At 42.5% G+C, this 22378-nt stretch carries 15 protein-coding genes; 14 read left to right on the forward strand and 1 reads right to left on the reverse strand.

The genetic code is table 11. The features are described from left to right. Window positions 1-124: 124 nt before the first annotated feature. The 14 genes from DWW86_RS14805 to DWW86_RS14870 all read left to right on the forward strand — a co-directional run bounded on the left by DWW86_RS14805 (window position 125) and on the right by DWW86_RS14870 (window position 21836). Entirely contained in the window at window positions 125-2830 is a 2706-nt protein-coding gene (locus DWW86_RS14805; RefSeq protein ID WP_117943842.1) for a YfhO family protein, read from the forward strand. Between the two features lie 16 nt (window positions 2831-2846). Beyond that, window positions 2847-4193: a hypothetical protein gene (locus DWW86_RS14810; RefSeq protein WP_119247492.1), complete on the forward strand. Its 1347-nt coding sequence runs from the start codon at window positions 2847-2849 to the stop codon at window positions 4191-4193. 81 nt (window positions 4194-4274) lie between these two features. Then, window positions 4275-5345 carry a U32 family peptidase gene (locus tag DWW86_RS14815; RefSeq protein WP_117943844.1) on the forward strand — a complete coding sequence of 357 codons (1071 nt, stop codon included), beginning with the start codon at window positions 4275-4277 and terminating at the stop codon, window positions 5343-5345. A 261-nt stretch (window positions 5346-5606) separates the two neighbouring features. Next, window positions 5607-7862, forward strand: a complete 2256-nt coding sequence (gene pflB, locus DWW86_RS14820) for a formate C-acetyltransferase (RefSeq protein WP_117943845.1) — start codon at window positions 5607-5609, stop codon at window positions 7860-7862. 2 nt (window positions 7863-7864) lie between these two features. After that, window positions 7865-8602 (forward strand): pyruvate formate-lyase-activating protein, encoded by a 738-nt coding sequence (gene pflA / locus DWW86_RS14825; protein ID WP_117943846.1) that lies wholly within the window; start codon window positions 7865-7867, stop codon window positions 8600-8602. Between the two features lie 534 nt (window positions 8603-9136). After that, window positions 9137-10228: a hypothetical protein gene (locus DWW86_RS14830; protein WP_117943847.1), complete on the forward strand. Its 1092-nt coding sequence runs from the start codon at window positions 9137-9139 to the stop codon at window positions 10226-10228. Window positions 10229-10247: 19 nt separating this feature from the next. Then, complete coding sequence (codB, locus tag DWW86_RS14835) at window positions 10248-11525, forward strand: cytosine permease (protein ID WP_117943848.1); 1278 nt, start codon at window positions 10248-10250, stop codon at window positions 11523-11525. A 122-nt stretch (window positions 11526-11647) separates the two neighbouring features. Continuing rightward, complete coding sequence (locus tag DWW86_RS14840; protein ID WP_117943849.1) at window positions 11648-12586, forward strand: helix-turn-helix domain-containing protein; 939 nt, start codon at window positions 11648-11650, stop codon at window positions 12584-12586. A 22-nt stretch (window positions 12587-12608) separates the two neighbouring features. Beyond that, window positions 12609-13121 (forward strand): DUF6106 family protein, encoded by a 513-nt coding sequence (locus tag DWW86_RS14845; protein ID WP_353652724.1) that lies wholly within the window; start codon window positions 12609-12611, stop codon window positions 13119-13121. A 330-nt stretch (window positions 13122-13451) separates the two neighbouring features. Continuing rightward, on the forward strand, window positions 13452-14741 hold the full coding sequence (locus tag DWW86_RS14850; protein WP_117943851.1) for an ABC transporter substrate-binding protein: 1290 nt from the start codon (window positions 13452-13454) through the stop codon (window positions 14739-14741). Window positions 14742-14851: 110 nt separating this feature from the next. Beyond that, window positions 14852-15751, forward strand: coding sequence for a carbohydrate ABC transporter permease (locus tag DWW86_RS14855; protein ID WP_117943852.1), 900 nt, complete (start codon window positions 14852-14854; stop codon window positions 15749-15751). Further along, window positions 15744-16571 carry a carbohydrate ABC transporter permease gene (locus tag DWW86_RS14860; RefSeq protein ID WP_181985370.1) on the forward strand — a complete coding sequence of 276 codons (828 nt, stop codon included), beginning with the start codon at window positions 15744-15746 and terminating at the stop codon, window positions 16569-16571. The genes DWW86_RS14855 and DWW86_RS14860 overlap by 8 nt, the downstream gene beginning before the upstream one ends. A gap of 184 nt (window positions 16572-16755) precedes the next feature. Next, a complete protein-coding gene (lacZ, locus tag DWW86_RS14865; protein ID WP_117943853.1) occupies window positions 16756-19800 on the forward strand; it encodes a beta-galactosidase, LacZ type in 3045 nt (1014 codons plus the stop codon). 11 nt (window positions 19801-19811) lie between these two features. Then, on the forward strand, window positions 19812-21836 hold the full coding sequence (locus DWW86_RS14870) for a beta-galactosidase (RefSeq protein WP_117943854.1): 2025 nt from the start codon (window positions 19812-19814) through the stop codon (window positions 21834-21836). Window positions 21837-21912: 76 nt separating this feature from the next. Here the strand turns inward: DWW86_RS14870 and DWW86_RS14875 are convergent. Beyond that, window positions 21913-22378 (reverse strand): LPXTG cell wall anchor domain-containing protein (locus tag DWW86_RS14875; protein ID WP_207661404.1); only part of this gene is annotated, 466 nt, incomplete at its 5' end.

A 22378-nucleotide genomic window follows, 5' to 3' on the forward strand; every position in this document is an offset into this window, starting at 1 on the left:
GAACAGTTGCAGTAATGACAGAATCGATTAAATGAGAGTGAGGTAGATAAAAATGGCAAAAATTTGTGTTATAAAGAAAAATGATGAGTATTCTGTGGATTATCAGACAGGAAAGTAAAATGAAATGAAAAGAAAAGAACGTTTGCGTTATTATAGTCTGTATACAGTGATTTTTGCAGTACTCAGCTTTCTGGTATTCTTCATATTCATCAAAAATGGAAGATCCTTCGTCTATGAATCAAATGGAGAAGATGGGATTGCTCAGCATTATATGTCACTTGTATATTTGGGAAATTATCTTCGGGATATTCTGCATAATCTGTTTATAAACCATAAGCTGATTATTCCACAGTGGGATATGACGCTAGGGCTTGGGGCAGATGTGATCACTACCATGAATTATTATGTGCTGGGGGATCCGCTGAATTTGCTTGCGGTATTTGTATCCCCTGAAAAAACGGAATATTTGTATACATTTTTGATCGCTTTAAGGATTTATCTTGCAGGGCTGGTCTTCTCTGTGTATTGCAGACACTGGAATTTCAGACCATTTTATATCCTGCTGGGAAGCTACATATACTGCTTTGGAAACTTTGCTTTATATACAGGAATCATGCATCCGTTTTTCCTGAATCCGATGATTTATCTTCCTCTTTTGCTTCTTGGCATTGAGAAGATTTTTGAGAGAAAATCACCGGCAGTTTTTGTATTGTCTGTGTTTCTGTCGGCGGTCAGCAATTTTTATTTCTTTTATATGCTGTCAATTTTTATGTTTATTTATGCGGTTTTCCGATATGTAATGATTTTTCATAAAATCCAGCTGAAGGAACTTGTGGGATGGCTGATCAGATTTATTGCATTGTACATACTGGGAATCGGGCTGGCGGGATTTTTGTTTCTGCCGAATGCACTTTCAATACTGACTTCATCCAGAATGAGCGTTGCACATTATGTTCCGCTGCTCTATCCAGCGGAGTATTATCAGCAGTTTCTGGCTTCTTTTGTGTTTAATAACTGCGGATATTATACACTTATGGGATTTTCGTCAATGGCACTTTTGAGCATGTTTCTGCTTTTTATGAAAAAAGGAAACCTGCATCTGAAGATCGGAACGGGGCTTCTTGTGGCTTTTCTGGCAATTCCGTATGTAGGACATGTGTTGAACGGATTTACTTATGTATCAAACCGCTGGAGCTTCGTTTTGGCGTTTCTGGTGGCGCTGATTTCTGTTAAAATGCTTCCGGAGCTTAAGACACTGACACGCAAAGAAAAAATAAAGCTTTGTTTTGTGCTTCTTATATATACGCTCCTTGCACTCTTTCCGCCGGCATCCCGTGAGAAGGGCAATTTTGCGGCAGTTGCGCTTGTGTGGTGCTGCCTTTTAGTGATACTGATGATATTGCAGCTGCGTGTCTCCTTGCGTAAAGCCTGGAACGGAATGTATATGTTTGTGCTTATAGGCTGTACTGTAGCGGGAATTTTGCTGAATGCCTGTGCCAGATATGCCTCATTTGGAGCAGATATGGCGCAGAAGTGTACAGAGTCTGGTAAAGTACTGGAAACGGTAACCGGAAATGCAAACCGTCTTTTGCAGGAGAGTGGAGATAATGCAGTTGACGTCCGGATGGATACAACAGGCATTAATTTCAAAAAAAATATTCGTAATGGTGGATGTATACAGAACGTAAACAGTACAAATTTCTATTTTAGTACGACGAATACTGCTGTAGCAGAATATATGCGTGAGATGTATCTGAATACGGCATTTGAGCAGAGCTTTACAGATCTTGACGGCCGGTTTGTGCTGAATGCGCTGGCCGGATGCGAATATACTACAGTTTATAAGGGAAAGGAAGAGCAACTTCCTTATGGATATGAAGAAAAGATAAAAGAGGATGATACTTATGCAATGTATCGGTCTGGCAGCTCACTTCCTTTTTCTTATGTGTACGACAGTTATATGGACAAAGAGGATTATGATAAACTTTCAGTCACAGAAAAACAGCAGGCTGCACTGCAGGTATGTGTGGTTGATAAAGACGAGGAACTGACGGGACTGAACGAGGCATCAGAATCTGTGAAATACACAGATCAGGAGATTCCGTATGAGGTAGAATCATCAAAAGATGTGAAAATTCTTGAAGATGGTTTTAAAGTCAGCAGGAATGGTGGCAGTATTACATTAAAGTTTGATGGCCTGGATGAAAGTGAAACATATCTGATTGTGGAAGATATGGATTATCAATCAGAGAAGCAGGAACTGGAAGAAGCGGCTGCGGTAAATCTGAACATAGAATATGAGAACAATAAAAAGACGATTCACTATATGACGGATAAAAATAATTTTTACTGTGGGGTGAAGGATTTCCTTGCAAATATGGGATACCACAGAGGCGGCGGAAAGGAGATGACAATCTCTTTTCAGAAAGCCGGAACTTATACTTTTTCGGATTTCAGAATTGTTTGTCAGCCGGTAAAAGATTTTTCAGAAATGACCGCTGCATGTAAACAGAAAGGTCTTTCTGACGTGACCTTTGAAGGAAATTCCATGACCGGAACGATAACAAATGAAGAGAGCCAGATGCTGTGTATCACGATACCGTACTGTGAGGGATGGACGGCATATGTGGATGGCGAAGAAACCAACCTGTATCAGATAAATACGTTGTATTCAGGCATATATCTGACACCGGGGAAACATACGGTTCAGATGACCTATCATACCCCGTTCCTTTGTGAAGGAGTATGGATCAGTCTGTGCAGCTTGCTTATATTCGCGGGAATCATGAGACAGTACAACATGAAAAAGAAGAAGCTTGAGTATGTCTGAAATGAGGAGCCGGGAAATGAAAATGATAAATGGAGTATCTATGATTCCGTTTGGTCTGCTTGCAGGTTTTGCAGACCAGAATGAAATCCGTATCATAGAACTTGCGGAAAACGGTTTCCGATTTCGGATGGCAAAGAATCAGAAAAATATAGAAAATGCAGAAAGCTTCAGAATCTGTTTTTACGATGGGGAAATATCTGATTATCGAGAAATCATTTTGCAGAAATTTCATATAGAAAAGCCGGAAGAAGAAAAGTTTTATTTTACTTATTCCGTATTTACAAAGCAGGAGGACTTTCGAAAAGAAGTACAGGGACTGCTCAGACGTTATACCCGATATATTCATCTGAAAACAGAAGAAGACGATGCTGCGCTTGCTGAAGCACTGACCGGCTATCCCGCAGAAAAAGATGAAATTTTCGCGAAAAATCTGACAGAACAGAAAAATATATGGTTTCAGGATGTCCCGGGAACAAAACTTGCGGAGGTTTTGCATGAATCGAAGGAATTTGTACTGGAACTTGATCGCCCCGAACTGTACAGGATGTACCTTGAAGAAAATATTCAGGATTTTATGAAACATTACTGGGAGCAGACGTTTTTTGCATTTTCCGAGGAGATACCGGAGTGTGTTCCGGACAGGCTTTACATTGGAAATCAGTTTTGCCATCTGCTGTTTCCAGAGGAAAAGACACTGAAAACCCTGCTTGATAAAGCATACCGGGAGGATCTGGCAATCACGATCGTTTACACATATGTCCGTGAAAACCTGTTGAAAAACACCGAAAAAATGCTTCGTATGGTGGATAACTGGTGCGAAGAAAAACAAAAAGATGTAGAAATTGTGGTAAATGACTGGGCGGTACTCTCTATGGCGAAAAAGACCCCGCATCTGAAACTATGCATGGGAACTTTGCTCAACAAAAGAAAAAAAGATCCCCGGATGAAATACAAAAAAGGAACGCGGGAATTTTACAGTGAAAACAGCCTGAATGCAGATTTTTACAGAGATTTTCTGCGGGAGAAGTGCGGATTTCAGCGCTTTGAATGGGAGAGCTGTGGTTATCCCCAGCGTTTTCCGGAAGGAAAAAACAGTCTGCATTTTCCTTTTTATCAGACGAATACTTCCCAGTACTGTCAGCTTCATGCAATCTGTACAGAGGGAGAACGGGGAAAACAGTGTTTTGTAGAAAACTGTCCGCATTTTTGCGAAAAATATATGCTGATATATCCGGAACATCTGCATATGATCGGCAGATATAATTCGCTGTTCGGGCTGGATCTGGAAACTCTGATGCACCCGGAAATACTTAAAGAGAAGGAAGAAGCAGGAATCGACCGGTTTGTGCTGGGGTTGATATAAGCGAAAAACATTGATTCAGACGAAATGGATAAAATCGATAAGGATAGAAATGACAAATACGATAATGGAGAGGAAATGCAAATGAAGATTACTGCAGGTTTAGGATCGGTAGATGAATATGAACGATTTGTCCATGCCGGAGCAGATGAATTTTTTTGCGGTTATGTGCCATACGAATGGACAAAGAAATATGGGACGGTCATGCCGCTCAATCGCAGGGAAGTCCTTTCTTATAATGTGCAGATTGGTTCTTTGGGAGAGCTGGAAATCCTTGCCGCAATGGTGAAAGAGTATGGGAAACCGGTGCATCTGACGTTTAACGCCCTTTATTATATCCCGGAACAGTATCCGGAAATTGCAGAAATCATAAAGAAATGCATGAGAATTGGATTTAACAGCTACATTATCGCAGATCCGGCACTGATTTTGTATCTTCGAAAACAGCATATCGACTGTGAGATTCATTTAAGCGGAGAGACCGCGGAAGTAAATTCTGGAATGGTGGATTTTTTTCAGCAGATGAAACTCAAACGAGTGATTTTTCACAGGAAGAATACAATTGAGGACATGAAATCTGTGATTACACATGTGCGGAGGCAGAATGTCGGAGATACAGAAGGTAAGCGAGACGTAAGACCATTACAGAGCAGACTTGAGTTCGAGGCATTTGCTTTGAATGAACTCTGCCAGTTTACCGGTGCATTCTGTAATTCCCTTCACTGCGATGAGATGGGATATCTTTGCCGTGTACCTTATCTGCTTACATGCATAAAAAACGGACAACAGAGGAATGACTATATAACGTGTGGTAAAACAACATCAGACCGGGATGACATTCCGGGACAGGAAACACCTTCCACAGAAATTCCGGCAGAAGACGATACGGGCTATCTCCCCGGAGCAAGCGGCTGCGGTTTTTGTGCACTTTATCGCCTTAAGGAAGCGGGCATCACACACCTGAAACTGGTCGGCAGGGGAAATTATACGGATTTTATGGAAAAAGATATCCGAAATCTGCGAAGAGCACTGGATATTCTTAAAGCGTCCAAAACAGAAAAAGACTATATAAACTCCATGAAAAAAATACTGTTTCCTTATGGGTGCAGCGGGAACTGTTATTACAGGCAGCATTATTATAGAAGCAAAAAATAAGATCTGATATCTGACAAAAGAAATATTGTACCTGTAAAAATACAATATATTGATGATTATTTTCAAGAAGACACCACAAATTGTACAAAATTAAAAGCATTCGTTAAATAATTGACATTGGTACTTTCTATAGTGTAAACTAGCAGCGTGAACAAGGGAGTGTTCACTTGAAACTAATAAGATTCCGGTCTTATTTTTCTTTTGTGAGAAAAGTTAGACGGGACATACGCGGAATAAATTATATTATAGTGAGGTGCAAAAATGAAAAACTTTTCACAGTGGGAAGGTTTCAAAGGGAACCGTTGGAAAGAAAAAATTGACGTTCGTAACTTTATTTCAATGAACTACACACCATATGACGGAGATGCCTCCTTCCTGGAAGAACCAACAGAAGCAACAAACAAACTGTGGGGAAAACTTCAGGAACTGCAGAAAGAAGAACGTGCCAAAGGCGGCGTTCTGGATATGGAAACAGAGGTTGTCACATCTCTGACAGCATATGGCCCGGGATACATCGATGAAGATCTCAAAGATCTTGAAACAGTTGTTGGTCTTCAGACAGACAAACCGCTGAAACGTGCATTTATGCCATACGGTGGAATCAAAATGGCAGAGCGGGCCTGCGAAACTTACGGATACAAAGTAAGCGACAAGATCAAAGACGTATTCCACAATTATGAATTCAAAACACACAACCAGGGCGTATTTGATATCTACACACCAGAAATGAAATTAGCCCGTCACAGCAAGATCCTGACAGGTCTTCCGGATACTTACGGACGTGGACGTATCGTTGGTGACTACAGACGAGTTGCTCTGTATGGTATCGATGCTCTGATCGAAGGAAAACAGAAAGACTTCGCAGCATGCGACCGTCAGGGTATGAGACGTTATGACTTCCAGCTTCGTGAAGAGATCGCTGATCAGATCCGCGCTCTCAAGGGCATGAAGGTTATGGCTGAAGCATACGGATTTGATATTTCCCAGCCGGCTAAGAATGCAAGAGAAGCGTTCCAGTGGCTGTACTTCGGATATCTTGCAGCAATCAAGACTCAGAATGGTGCTGCAATGAGTGTTGGACGTATCTCCACATTCCTTGATATCTATATTGAAAGAGATCTTGAGAACGGAACTCTTACAGAGAAAGAAGCTCAGGAGCTTGTTGACCACATGGTAATGAAATTCCGTATGGTTAAATTTGCACGTATTCCTTCTTACAACCAGCTGTTCTCCGGTGACCCGGTATGGGCAACTCTGGAAGTTGCAGGTATGGGACAGGACGGACGTTCCATGGTAACAAAGAACGACTATCGTTTCCTGCACACTCTGGAAGACATGGGACCGGCTCCGGAACCGAACCTTACTGTTCTGTATTCTTCAAGACTGCCGGAAAACTTCAAGAAATATGCAGCTGACATCTCCGTACTGACAAGCTCTATCCAGTATGAGAACGATGATGTTATGCGTCCGGTATGGGGCGATGACTACAGCATCTGCTGCTGTGTATCTGCTACTGAAACAGGTAAGGAAATGCAGTTCTTCGGAGCTCGTGCAAACCTTGCAAAATGCCTTCTGTATGCTATCAACGGTGGTGTTGATGAAAAGACAAAACAGCAGGTAGGACCGAACTATCAGCCGATTACTTCTGAGTACCTTGATTATGACGAAGTAGTTGCTAAATATGACAAGATGATGGACTGGCTGGCTCATCTGTATGTTGGAACACTGAACATGATCCACTACATGCATGACAAATACTACTATGAAGCAGCAGAGATGGCTCTGATCGATACAAAAGTTGACCGTTCTTTCGCAACTGGTATCGCTGGATTCTCTCACGTAGTAGACTCCCTGTCCGCTATCAAATATGCAAAAGTTAAAGCTATCCGTGACGAAGACGGAATTACAACAGACTTCCAGGTAGAGGGTGACTTCCCACGCTATGGTAACGATGATGACAGAGCAGATGAGATCGCAACAACACTGCTTTCTACATTCCTTGAGAAACTGAAACACATCCATACCTATCGTGATTCCAAACCTACTACTTCTATCCTTACCATCACATCCAACGTTGTTTATGGTAAAGCTACAGGATCCCTTCCGGATGGAAGAAAAGCAGGCGAGCCGCTGGCACCTGGAGCTAACCCGTCCTACGGCGCAGAGCAGAACGGACTTCTTGCTTCCCTCAACTCTGTTGCAAAACTGGACTATGAGGATGCCCTTGACGGAATCTCCAATACTCAGACCATCAACCCGGATGCTCTGGGACATACAGAAGAAGAACGTACAGAGAACCTTGTTCATGTACTTGACGGATACTTTGACCAGGGTGCTCATCACCTCAACGTTAATGTATTTGGTAAAGAAAAACTGATCGATGCAATGGAACATCCGGAAAAAGAAGAGTACGCAAACTTCACAATCCGTGTATCCGGATATGCAGTTAAATTCATCGACCTTACAAGAGAGCAGCAGCTGGATGTTATCGCCAGAACCTGCCACGACAGAATGTAATAATGAGTGAAGAAATCAAAGGATATGTCCATTCTCTGGAAAGCTTCGGATCAGTAGACGGACCGGGCGTCAGATATGTGATATTCCTGAGTGGATGTGCAATGCGCTGCCAGTTCTGCCATAATCCGGACACCTGGAAAATGGGAGAGGGGCAGCAGTACACCCCGTCTCAGCTTCTGAAACAGGCTCTTCGCTATAAGAATTACTGGGGTAACAAAGGTGGAATCACTGTGAGCGGAGGAGAACCGCTTCTCCAGATTGATTTCCTGATCGAATTTTTCCGTCAGGCAAAGGCAGCAGGAGTCCACACGACTCTTGATACCAGTGCCAATCCTTATACAGAAAAAGAACCTTTTTATTCCAAATGGCTGGAGCTTATGAAGTATACTGATCTTGTTCTTCTTGACATCAAACAGATCGACGAAGAAGAACATATCAAGCTTACAGGACAGTCCAATAAGAATATCCTGGCAATGGCGCGGAAATTGTCAGATATGGGAAAACCGATGTGGATCCGCCACGTACTGGTTCCGGGAGGCAGCGATAAAGATGAGTATCTCCACAGGCTTGCAGATTTTATCCATACTTTAAAAACAGTGGAGAGAGTCGAAGTGCTTCCGTACCATACACTCGGCGTATTTAAGTGGGAACAGCTCGGAATTCCTTATCCGCTGGAAGGTGTCAGACCACCATCCGAAGAACGGATCAACAATGCAAGAGAAATTCTGGGAGCGATATAAAACCGGTCAGAAGACTGGAAAAGAAAAAGATCTCAATGCCAGTGATGGCAGGGGGATCTTTTTTATGTAATAGGAAATTACTCCGTAATGTTCCTATTACATAAAAACGCTCCGCGCGGATGCGACCAGATGCATGAGGAACATGTCTGCTGAAGCAGACTGCATCTGGCGCGCAAAGCGTAACAAGTCCCTCAAAGATTGAGGAATTCAGGGAATTTGAAGCGGACTTGTCCGCTTTGTTATGAATAAAGTGGCCGGAAATGCTTTTTCTACTTGACATTCCGGGCGGTTCATCATACTCTTTTGTAGATGTGTTATTGTGAATGGAGAGAGCAGTAACTAAGATATATGGTAACTATTCAGAAGGTAGTATCCCGCGAGGCGTTTTGGCATGTTTTTTGCCAAAATCCCGAGACATATAAGGCAAAATGCCATCACCGAGGGTGATTTGGAATGCATTTTGACTCGTAACTGTGAGGGTACTGAACAGTTACGATGTATAAATATAAAATGTAGAGGAAAGGGAAGGTACAAATGAAAAACTGGGACAATGTGGTTTTGGTGCCGGAGTTCGATGAGCAGGGCGTTGCATGCTACCGACTTGAAGGCGGAGAGTATGAAAATGAGTATTACGTGATTTCTGAGGCGGAGTCCAGAAAGCTTCTGAATACACCGGAGATTGTCGGTTATGAGGTGTATAACTGCCTGGTGTCCTCTACTTCTCAGATGCTTTATTATCTGAAGGAGCAGAAAAAGGTTACGACCGCAAATATTCTTTCTATTTTAAGAGGAGCTTTAAACTACCCTCTGGAAGAGGCTTGCTACAGAGAGCATATCCGTGTTCACGATATCAGCTTTCTTTCCAGTGAGCGTGTATTTGAAAAAGAAGAGATCGCAGGTCTTGAGATCAAGTACAGCAAACTTACAATGGTTCCGGACAGTACACTGATGATCGGTGACATCATTGCAAGTGGAGAGACTCTGATCCACTGCCTTCGCTATGTGACTGATTTTTACAGAGATCATGGTGCAAGACTCCGTAACATCATTATTTTTACAATCGGCGGAACCAAGGGAATTGATATCCTTGAGAAGCTTACTGCAGAGATCCGTGAATTCTGGCCGGAATTCGAAGGATTTATCACTGTTTATTATGAGGGAATCTTCAGTACATATCAGGACAAGGGTGTATCCGGAATCAACCTTCCGGATGTGGATTTCTACTGGAAGGGCGGTATTGTTGCTCCGGAATTCAGAAGAGAGACACTTTCCATGTGCAGCCCTCTTTTTGAGAAATGTATCATCTATGATGGTGGTGCAAGACGTTATGAGATTCATGAGCATGTAGAAGAGGTTCTGGAATTTTGGGAAGGAATTAAAGAAAGAGCCGACAAGATCGACTTCAAGGAACTTCTGGATGAGAAACTTGGCTATCCGACCCCGATCAGTTATGAAGATTGGGTAAAAGCAAACCATTACCAGAAAGTCCGTCCGGCAGATGCAAAATGGCTGTATCGTCAGGAACTTGGCTATATCGAGAGTATGAAGGATATCACTTTAAAGGAACTTGCAGAGCAGAGAATCGGTGAATTTACCGGTGCACTGCGTAAATATATTTTAGACTAAAGAAAAACGGGGAGAACAGATGAGTGAAAAAATGACAACAGGAAACGGCGTACAGCAGGCGAGTGGCACAACTGTAGATATCGATTATGCGGAATGTGCAGTACCGAAGTGGAGCAGACGCAGATTCCTGACAATGTTTATGATCATGCTTGGATTTACATTTTTCTCGGCAAGCATGTGGGTAGGACAGGAAATGGCAGCAGGACTTGATTTCTGGGGATTTATTAAAGCGCTTCTTCTGGGGGGTGCGATCCTTGGTGTTTACACCGGTCTTCTTGGCTATGTTGGCGCAGAGACAGGTTTAAGTCTTGACTTGCTTTCCAAGAGAGCATTTGGAGAAAAAGGTTCTTATATTTCTTCAGCGCTGACAAGCTTTACACAGATTGGATGGTTTGGCGTAGGTATTGCAATGTTTGCGATTCCTGTTGCGCGTGAACTTTTTGGCGGAAGCACAGCAGTAGAATGGGTGCTGATTCTGATCGCGGGAGCATGTATGACAGCATCTGCATATTTTGGAATCAAGTCCCTTACAATAATCAGTTATATTGCAGTGCCGCTTGTTGCAATCCTTGGGACAGTTGCAATGATCATGGCAGTAAGACAGGGTGATGGAACGATTGCAGATCAGTTTGCCAAATCCAGCGGTTCTCTGAGTGTTATCGGCGGTGCGGGACTTGCGATTGGTTCTTTTGTATCAGGAGGAACTGCAACACCGAACTTCACACGATTTGCAAAAAATGGTAAACAGGGAACAATCGCAACAGTAGTTGCATTCTTTATCGGAAACTCTCTGATGTTCTTCTTTGGAGCTATCTCTTATATCTTTGTTGGCGGAAATGATATTTTTGAGGTTATGATTCGTCTGAATCTGTTTTACCTTGCGATCCTGGTTCTTGGATTAAATATCTGGACAACAAATGACAATGCTCTGTACACAGCAGGACTTGGTCTTGCAAATATTTTCAATAAGAGAAAGAAACCGATGGTTCTGATCTCCGGTGTTATCGGAACACTGCTTTCTGTATGGCTGTATTACAACTTCTGCGGATGGCTGAATATCCTGAACTGTACACTGCCGCCGGTTGGAATTATTCTTGTACTTTCTTATTTTATGAACAAAAAAGCTTATGATACTGATACAGTCAAGATGGTAACTGTCAACTGGTTTGCCGTAGCGGGTGTGATCCTTGGCGCAATCGTGGCAAACGTAGTGACATGGGGGATTGCATCCATCAACGGTATGGCAGTTGCTGCGGTATGCTATGTGATCGGAGAACTGGTTCATAAAAATAAATAAAATGAATCGAGATTTCTCGACAAAAAAGATTGCCGAATTACGACGGTAATCTTTTTTTGTTGGGAAATATATAGTACAATAGTAAAATGTATTTGAGTGTATTGCCGAAATGGAGTGAGTAAATGGCAAAAAAAAGAAGAAAACCGAAAATGGAGTTCCGCTATTACCAGATGTCAGCGGGAAGTCCGATCCTGGCGCTTCTTGGACAGAAGTGGGTTCAGAATTACGGGAATGATGTGGATTATCTTCACTTTCATAATTATCTTGAAATCGGGTACTGTTATGGCGGCAACGGACATATGGTGCTTGGTGAAGAGGAAGAACGTTTCTACGGAGGCATCGTTACGGTAATTCCGCCGAACTATCCGCATACGACAAACAGTGATATTGGTACGGTCAGTAAATGGGAATATCTGTTTATAGACGTTGAAGGATTTATGAAAAAATTTCTGGATAATCCGGTCAAGGCAGAAAAGGTGATTCAGCGTATCTATTCCAGGGCTTTGTTTTTTGAAGAGAAGGAGAATCTATCTATCTCGGAAAAAATCCGCAAGATCATGGATATTATGAGATATGGTGAAGAATTTTTTCTGGAGGAGGCGAAGGGAGTGCTTGCAGCACTTCTGGTAGAAATTGCCAGATTAAACAGGGATTCAGGAGAGGACAAGGTTGCAGAAGACGCCGGTAAGCTTACCAATATGATCACCCGTGTGTTGGATTATGTGTCATATCACTACATGGAGGATATCAAAGTAGAGGATCTGGCGAATATCTGTCATATCAGTGAGACGCATTTCCGGAGAGTGTTTACTTCCTACATGAAGATGAGCCCATTGGAATATATTAATACCGTACGTGTCTATACAGCATGTGAACTTCTGGAGACCACAGATGCTCCGGTTGCGGATGTTGCTCACAAATGTGGGTTTACGACAAATTCGACATTTAACAGAAACTTTAAACAGCTGATGGGAGTCACTCCTCTCGAATGGCGGAAACGTCCGGAAAGCTATGAACAGCAGCTTCTGCGATTTAACATTCATTCAGAAAAAGGATGGTAAAAAAGAGAAAGGAATCATTGATATGTACGACTATAAGATTGTGGAGCAGGTTTCGAGAAAGAAAAAGAGCATGTCCGGAGTTCTCCGGAAAGTAATGATTTTGTTTGCGGTGATATTTGTGATCATGGGAATCGCAATATCCCAGTCCTTTATGCTGGCAGGATTTCTTCTTGCTGCGCTTTATTTTGTGTTTGATATTTTCAGCCAGAAGGATTATGAGTACACCCTGGAAAATGATACACTCAGCATCGACGTGATCTATGGTAAAAAATACCGCAAGACTGCGCATGTACTGGAATTAAAAAACATGGAAGTAACTGCACCGCACTGGCACGAAAGTGTTGCGAAGTACAAGAAAAACGGCGGCACGGAACAGTTGAAAAAATTTGACTATACTTCTTATGATGACAATATTCCATACTATACAATGATCATCAAAGAAGATGGACGCAAGATTAAACTGCTTCTGGATCTTACAGAAGAGATGCTTCATACGATGAAAATACAACATCCTGAAAAGGTCTATTTTGCATAATTCCTTTGAAATTATGTGAAATGTGTACAAAAAATGAATGAAAAATTTATGAAATAAGAACAAAGCCCTCTCTTGCCGACAAGGAAAGTGTACAGAATGTCGAAAAGAGAGGGCTTTTTTTATCAAAATAATATGAAGAAAAACGACAAAATACGAAAAACAAACAAAAAATACAAAACTAAAGGTTGTTCATAGTGCAAAATGGATAAAATGGTTGAAAATGCACATTATATGTGCGGTTATGCAAACTATATCAAAAAACGGGATGCTATAATTGGTTCATAAGCAATTCGGAAAAGAGAATACGCTTAATAAAAGGAGGACACATTCATGAAGAAAAAATTACTTGCAGTATTACTGACAGGCGTTATGGCAGCGTCTTTTGCAGGAACAGCTACAGTTGTTTCCGCTGATTCCGGAGATGACAATACATTAACCGTATGGGCATGGGACCAGAACTTCAATATCAAATCTATGCAGATGGCTGGTGAGCAGTACGCAAAAGATCACGAAGGATTCTCTGTAGATATTATCGAAACATCTTCTGATGACTGCCAGACAAAACTTACAACAGCAGCTAACGCTGGTGACTACAGCACACTTCCGGACATCGTTCTGATGCAGGACAACAGCTATCAGAAATATCTGAAGAGCTACCCGGATGCTTTCACAGATCTGAAAGATATGGATATCAACTGGGATGATTTCGGAAAACTGAAACAGTCCTACTCTATGGTAGATGATACACATTATGGTGTTCCGTTTGATAATGGTGCTGTTATCGCATGCTACCGTACAGATATCCTTGACGAAGCAGGATATACACTGGATGATCTGACAGATATCACATGGTCCAAATTTATGGAAATCGGTAAAGATGTTCATGAAAAGACCGGTAAATACCTCCTTACAAGCGAAGCTACAGGCGGTGACACTCTGATGATGATGATGCAGTCCTGCGGAGCTAACTTCGTAAATGAAGACGGCGAAGCTTACATCGTTGGAAATGATGTTGCAGAAAAATGCATCAACCTTTATGTAGACCTCGTTAAAAATGATGTTGTTAAACTTGTAAACAACTGGGATGAATACATCGCAACAATCACAGGCGGTGAGGCAGCCGGTATCGTAAATGGTAACTGGATCACAGCTACTCTGATGGCTACAGAAGACCAGAAAGGTCTTTGGGAAATCACAACAATGCCTAAGGTTGATGACGTTGATACAGCTACAAACTATGCTAACAACGGTGGATCTTCCTGGTATATTACATCCAACTGCAAGAATGTAGAACTCGCGGAAGATTTCCTTGCAAGCACATTTGGTTCCAGCACAGACTTCTATGATGCAATCCTTCCAGTATCAGGTGCGATCTCCTGCTATCTGCCGGCTGGTGAATCTGAAGTTTACAATGAGCCAAACGAATTCTTCAACGGACAGTCAATCTTCTCAACAATCGTAGAATACTCTTCTCATATTCCGGAGTTCACAAAAACACCGTATCACTATGAAGCAAGAGAATGCGTTAACACAGCAGTTGTTAATATTGTAAATGGTACATCTGTAGAAGACGCTCTTCAGGAAGCACAGGATACACTTGCATTCAAGATGACAGAGTAATCTGGTCCTGAATCCTTAAGTGAAATCGAACTAAGTAGTAAGTAAAGTGAGCGCGGGGGACTGCTTGCAGTCCCCTGTCTTACGTTGAAGTTTTGAAAGGGGGAGTTCCTGTGAATTCCAAGAAAAAAGGCATGACTCTGGTTGCGAAACAGAGAGCTGCAGGCTGGTTATTCCTTGCACCTGCGTCTATCATGATCGCAGTTATGAGCTTTTATCCGATGATTCGTGCGTTCATCATTTCTTTACAGACGGGCGCTGGCGCAAATATGAGATTTGCAGAGCCAATTTTCAGTAACTACAAACGTATTCTGGCAGATAAAGTATTTCAGCAGTCTATTGCAAATACTTTCCTTTACCTGATCATTCAGGTGCCGATCATGCTCGTGCTTGCGATTCTTCTGGCACAGCTTCTGAACAATAAAGACCTGAAATTCAGAGGATTTTTCCGTACATGTGTATTCCTTCCATGTGCAACATCTCTGGTTTCCTATTCCCTGATTTTCCGTTCCATGTTTGCTACAGATGGTCTGATCAACAGTATTCTGATCAAACTTGGAATTTTATCGACAGGTTATAACTTCTTGGGTAACTCGACCAGTGCCAAGATTGTGATCATCCTTGCACTGATCTGGAGATGGACAGGATATAACATGGTATTCTATCTGGCAGGCCTGCAGAATATCGAATATTCCGTATATGAGGCGGCTAAGATTGATGGTGCGAACGGCTGGAAAACATTCTGGAAGATTACCGTTCCGCTTTTGAAACCGACAATTATCATGACATTTATCATGTCAATTAATGGTACACTGCAGTTGTTCGATGAGTCTGTCAACCTGACCAAAGGTGGACCGGCAAACTCCACAATCACAATGTCCCATTATGTTTACAATACATGTTTTATCAACGTGCCGAATTTTGGATATGCATCAGCAATGTCATTCCTCATTTTCATTATGGTAGCCGTACTTGCATTTATCAACTTGAAAGTAGGTGATACACGTGACTAAGAAAAACAAATCAGCCATTCAGAGAAGATTGATTCCTACCTATATTTTTCTGATCATCGTGTCATTTATTTCGGTATTCCCGTTATACTGGATGATCTCAGCCGCAACTAATACATCAACAGATGTATCCCGTGGACGAATTATTCCGGGCAGCCACTTCATGGAAAACTTCCATAATCTGACAGCACAGCAGCCACTTTGGAGAGCACTTGGAAACTCTTTCTTCTATGCGATCCTCACTACAGTGATCTGTCTGCTGATCTGTTCTATCGCAGGATATGGATTTGAAGTATACCATGACAAAGGAAAAGACAGACTGTTTTCTATTCTGCTTCTTGCTATGATGGTTCCGCAGGTTGCAACTATGGTTCCGTTATTCAAGATGTTCTCTAAAGCAGGACTTCTGAATACAGCAGTTGGTTTTATCCTTCCGATCATTTCTACACCGTTTATGATCATGATGTTCCGTCAGAACGCAAGATCTTTCCCTGTAGATATTATCGAAGCAGCTCGTATTGATGGACTGAGTGAAGTAAGAATCTTCTTCCAGATGTTCCTTCCTACTATGAAATCTACATATGCAGCTGCAGCAGTTATTACCTTTATGAATGCATGGAACTCTTACCTGTGGCCGAAGGTAATTATGACTGATAACAAGGCGATGACAATGCCAATGTTGATCGCAAACCTGATCACAGGTTATGTAACAGACTATGGTATGCTGATGTGCGGCGTATTATTCTGTTCCATCCCGACAATGGTTGTATTCTTCGTACTGCAGAAACAGTTCGCAGAAGGTATTACCGGAGCGGTTAAATAAATCAGCGGATTTCGAATGTTTGCAGAATTACCGGAATTGCGAAGCAATGAAGTAATTCGAGGAGTATTATAACAACGAAATTAAAAAAGGATGCTGTGTGGTCCAGTGGGTATATTGCATAATATGTCCCGTACAGATTATGCAGCATCCTTTTTTGGCAAAATCTAACAACAGGAGGATAAGAATGAAAACTTTTGATTATTCTTTAGTAAAAGATCCGCAGTATTTCAAAGACGGAAGAATGGACGCACATTCTGACCATACATATTACAGAGATGGGGATGAAGCACAGGAAAAAGAAACTTCCTTCCGTTATGATCTCAACGGAATCTGGAAATTCCATTATGCCCGTAACTATGGAAGTGCGATTCCGGGATTTGAAAAAACAGAATATTGCTGTAAAGACTGGGATGATATCCGTGTACCGGCTCATATCCAGATGGAAGGATATGATGCACCGCAGTATGCCAATGTACAGTATCCGTGGGAAGGCCATGAGGATATTCATCCGGGCGAGATTCCGGAGCATTTTAATCCGGTTGCAAGCTATGTAAAATACTTTGAAGTGCCGGAGGAAATGCAGGGAAAACGTCTTTTTATCTCCTTCCAGGGAGCAGAGAGCGGCATTGCATTATGGCTCAACGGACATTTTGTCGGATATAGTGAGGACTCTTTTACACCGTCAGAATTTGAACTGACCGAGTATGTAAAAGAAGGCGAAAATAAACTTGCAGCACAGGTATTCAAATGGACAGCAAGCAGCTGGTGTGAGGACCAGGACTTCTTCCGCTTCTCCGGAATTTACAGAGATGTTTATCTTTATACTGTACCGGAAGTTCATGTTTATGACCTTCAGATCCGTGCAATTCCGGATGAAACTTTAAGTGCAGCAGCACTCGAAATCCGTACAAATACATGGGGTAAAGGTGAAGTGAAAATTACACTTTCCAAAGATAGAGAGACTGTAATTGAAGACAAAAAAGCACTGGATGGCGAAGAAATTTACGCATGGAAAGTAGAAAATCCGATGCTCTGGAGTGCAGAAGATCCGCAGCTCTATGATCTGAAAATGGAGATATATAACGAGTCCGGTGAACTTCAGGAAGTGATTCCGCAGAAGGTTGGATTCCGTCGTTTCGAGATGAAAGACGGAATTATGACACTGAACGGCAAACGTATCGTATTCAAGGGTGTGAACCGTCATGAATTCAGTTCTGTAAGCGGACGTCATGTCTCCGAAGAAGAGCTTCGCAAAGACCTTAAGATCATGAAACAGAACAATATCAACGCGATCCGCACCTGTCATTATCCGGATGCATCTTTGATCTATGAACTCTGCGATGAGTACGGAATCTATATGATCGATGAGACAAATCTGGAATCTCACGGTTCCTGGGATATCGCAGAGTTTACAAAAGACTACACTTACGTTGTGCCGCACGATAAACCAGAATGGCTGGATATGATGCTTGACCGTGCAAACTCCATGTATCAGAGAGACAAGAATCATGCGGCAATCCTTATCTGGTCCTGTGGAAATGAGTCCTTCGGAGGAAAGGATATCTTTGAAATGTCACAGTTCTTCCATAAGGCAGACCCGACCCGTCTGGTCCACTATGAAGGAGTCTGCCATGATCGCAGATACAATGACACCAGTGACATGGAAAGCCAGATGTATCCGTCTGTAGAAGCAATCAAAGAGTTCCTTGCAAAGGACGATTCCAAACCGTTTGTCTGCTGTGAATATACACATGCAATGGGAAATTCCTGCGGTGCAATGCACAAATATACAGATCTGACAGATACAGAGCCGAAGTATCAGGGAGGATTTATCTGGGACTATATTGACCAGTCTATCTATAAAAAAGACCGTTACGGAAAAGAATTCCAGGCATACGGCGGTGACTTCGGAGAACGTCCGACAGACTATAATTTCAGTGGAAATGGTATTGCATACGGAGGAAACAGAGATGCTTCTACGAAGATGCAGGAAGTGAAATTTAACTACCAGAATATTTCTGCAGAAGTCAGCGCAGACAGCGTAAAAGTCATCAACAAGAACCTGTTTGTGAATACAGATATTTTTGACTGCAAGGTTACGGTTGCGAAGGATGGTAAAGTGATTCGTAAAGCTTCTCTTGCGACAGCAGTTGCTCCGTTAAGTGAAGAAACTTATGCGCTTCCACTTACAAAAGAAGAGAAAGCAGGCGAATATGCAGTAACCGTTTCATTCCATCTGAAAGAGGATAAAGTGTGGGCAAAAGCAGGACATGAAGTTGCTTTCGGACAGTATGTATACAAGGTAGAAGTACCGAAAAAGGCATGCCCTGAAGGGGTGGAAGTGATTCGCAGCACACACAATATCGGTGTCAGAGGTGCCCACTTTGAAGTACTTTTCTCCGTATTAAACGGTGGACTGACATCTTATAAATATGCCGGAAAAGAGATGATCGAGGCGATTCCTAAACCAAATTTCTGGCGTGCACCAACAGACAATGACTGTGGAAATCTTATGGGAATGCGCTATGGACAGTGGAAACTTGCCAGCATGTACTTAAGCCATAAAGACTTCCGCAAGGGACCGTATGGTCCGGGAAATGTACCGGAAGTAGAAGTGAATGAGAAGACTGTAAAAGTAACTTATACATACCTTATGCCGACTACACCGACCAGTGAATGCAAACTTTCCTACGAAGTGTTCGGAGATGGAAGAGTAAAGACAATTCTTACTTATGATCCTGTCAAGGAACTTGGGGATATGCCGGAATTTGGTGTAATCTTCAAATTTAATGCAGATTACGACCGCGTAGAATGGTATGGACTTGGTGAGACAGAAACCTATTCTGACCGTAAAAAAGGTGCAAAACTTGGTATCTATGCAAACAAAGTTGCAGATAACATGGCAAGATATATGGTTCCACAGGAATGTGGAGCAAAAGAAGAAGTCCGCTGGGCAAAAGTAACTGACCGCAAAGGCAGAGGAATGCTCTTTGAGATGGATGAAAACAACGGACCGATGATGTTTTCCGCACTTCCATATACTCCACATGAGATGGAAAATGCAATGCACCCATACGAACTTCCAGAGGTTCATTACACCGTTGTACGTGCTGCAAAAGGTCAGATGGGAATCGGCGGTGACGACAGCTGGGGAGCTCGTACACATGAAGAATATTTGCTGAAGACCGACAAAAAAATGGAATTTTCTTTTGTATTTAAAGGACTTTAAGAGGAGAAAAAATGGCTAAACAGATTAAATACGGACGTTATCTTCATGGTGGAGATTATAATCCGGAACAGTGGCTTGACCGCCCGGATATTCTTCAGAAAGACATCGAATATTTCAAGAAAGCACATATCAACACAGTGTCTGTAGGAATTTTTTCATGGGCTGTTCTTGAACCGGAAGAAGGAAAATACAACTTCGACTGGCTTGAAGAAATCATCAATAATCTTTATAAAGAGGGAATCTATACTATCCTTGCAACCCCGTCAGGTGCAAGACCAAAATGGATGGCAGACAAATACGAAGAAGTCCTTCGTATGGACCCGGACAGAACAAGAAGATTCTTCGGCGGCAGACATAACCACTGCTTCACCTCTCCGGTATACAGAGAAAAGGTCCATGCGATCGATAAGAAGTTAGCTGAAAGATTCGGCAAACATCCGGCAGTTATGCTGTGGCATATTTCCAATGAATTTGGCGGTGAATGCCACTGCCCACTGTGTCAGGCGAAGTTCAGAGAGTGGCTGAAAGAGAAATACGGCACGATTGAAAACCTCAACAAACGCTGGTGTACCACATTCTGGAGTCATATCTACAACAGTTTTGATCAGATTGAAAGTCCGTCCACAAAAGGTGAAAATGAACTTCATGCTCTGAAACTTGACTGGAAACGTTTTGTGACAGACCAGACGATTGACTTTATCAAAAATGAAGTAGATGCAATCCGTGAGGGCGGTTCAGAACTGCCTGTAACGGCAAACCTGATGTATGATTATGACGGCCTGGATTATAAGAAATTCAAAGATGTTCTCGATATTGTCTCCTGGGATAACTATCCGGGATGGCACAAAAAAGAAGAATATGTTACAGCTGTTGATGTGGCAATGCAGCATGACCTGATGCGCAGTATCAAGAAAGCACCGTTCCTTCTGATGGAATCCTGTCCGTCTGCAACCAACTGGAAACCGATCAATAAACTTAAGAAACCGGGAATGCTTCTGGCAGGATCGCTGCAGGCAGTTGCTCACGGTTCTGACAGTGTTCTGTACTTCCAGCTCCGCCAGAGTCAGGGGGCTTCCGAAAAGTTCCACGGTGCAGTGATCGATCATTACGGCAAAGATGATACCCGTGTTTTCCGCGAAGTGACAGAGGTTGGAGAAGTTCTGGAACAGATTCAGGAGACGGTTGGAACAACTATGAGATCACAGGCAGCCGTGCTCTATGATCGTGAAAATGACTGGGCAATTGCGGATGTGCAGGGACCGAGAAATGTAGATATGCACTATCGCGAAAACGTACAGAAAAACTATCGCGCACTGAGAGAGCAGGGGCTGAATGTCGACATTATTGCAATGGAACATGACCTTGCAGGCTACAAAGTCCTGGCAGCTCCGATGGCATATATGTTCAGGGACGGCTACGAAGAAAAACTCCGCACTTACGTAGAAAACGGCGGAACGCTGGTACTTTCCTACTGGTCAGGACTGGTAGACGGCACAGACAAATGTTTCCTTGACGGAACTCCATATGGTCTGATGGACGTAACCGGAATTCGCAGCGCAGAGATAGATGCGCTGTATGACTGGGAAGAAAACCATGCAATTCCGGAGAAGGGAAGTCATCTCGGAATCAGTAATGTATATACCTGCAAAAATCTCTGTGAACTGGTTGAAGTTTCTGATGCAGAAGTGTTGATGCGCTACGGCGAAGATTTCTATCAGGGATATCCGGTACTGACACACAAAACATTCGGCAAAGGTCACGTATACTATGTATGCACTGATATGGAACTTGGATTCTATCAGGATTTCTACGGCAGAGTAGCAGCAGAAGCCGGACTGAAATCTCCGGTCGAATTCATTCCGGAAGGTGTTTCAGTAACAGTCAGAGAAAGTGATGACACAGAATATCTCTTTATCCAGAACTACGCGCGTAAGCCACAGACCGTTGCTGTTCCGGCAGAATATGAACTGCTCTACGGAACTGAAAGCGAAGTCATGGCGCCGCTTCAGACAAGGATTTTGAAGAAAAGAAAATAAAACAAAAACAAGGGGACTGTCGAGGCAGTCCCCTTCGTTATATAGAAGTTATTTTAAATTTAATGCTTTAAAGTCATTACCGCTGGGTCTTAAGCTTTCTCTTAGCGCCAGCTCCTGCAGCAGCACCTATTGAAACGAGCATAAGAATCACATATAACTGCACATCTGTACTGTCTCCAGTTTTTGGAGAGGACTTCGTTGTTTTATCCGTTGTACTGGTCACCTTTGTTGCGTTAGCTGTTTTTGCTGAAGATGCCTCTGTTTCCTTTTTGTTTACTGTAGAAAGTTTTGCAAGCACTGTGTCTTCCTTTTTTATTTCAGTTTCTGCTTTTGCATCACTAAAATACTTATTACATTTATCGCAGAACCAGTATGTGCTGTTTCCTTCCTCTGTAGCAGTAGCATCCTTCTTCTCTACCTTTTTCAGATTATGGCCAGTCGCTTTAATCGCTGTCGGATTGCTGATTTCCACGGTTCCGGCTGCGTCTGAGAAAAGCTTTTTGCAGGTGTTACACTTCCAGTAGGTTTCGTGTCCATCTTCT

The organism is Ruminococcus sp. AF17-22AC, from assembly GCF_003460065.1.
Taxonomy (GTDB): Bacteria; Bacillota; Clostridia; order Lachnospirales; family Lachnospiraceae; genus Blautia_A.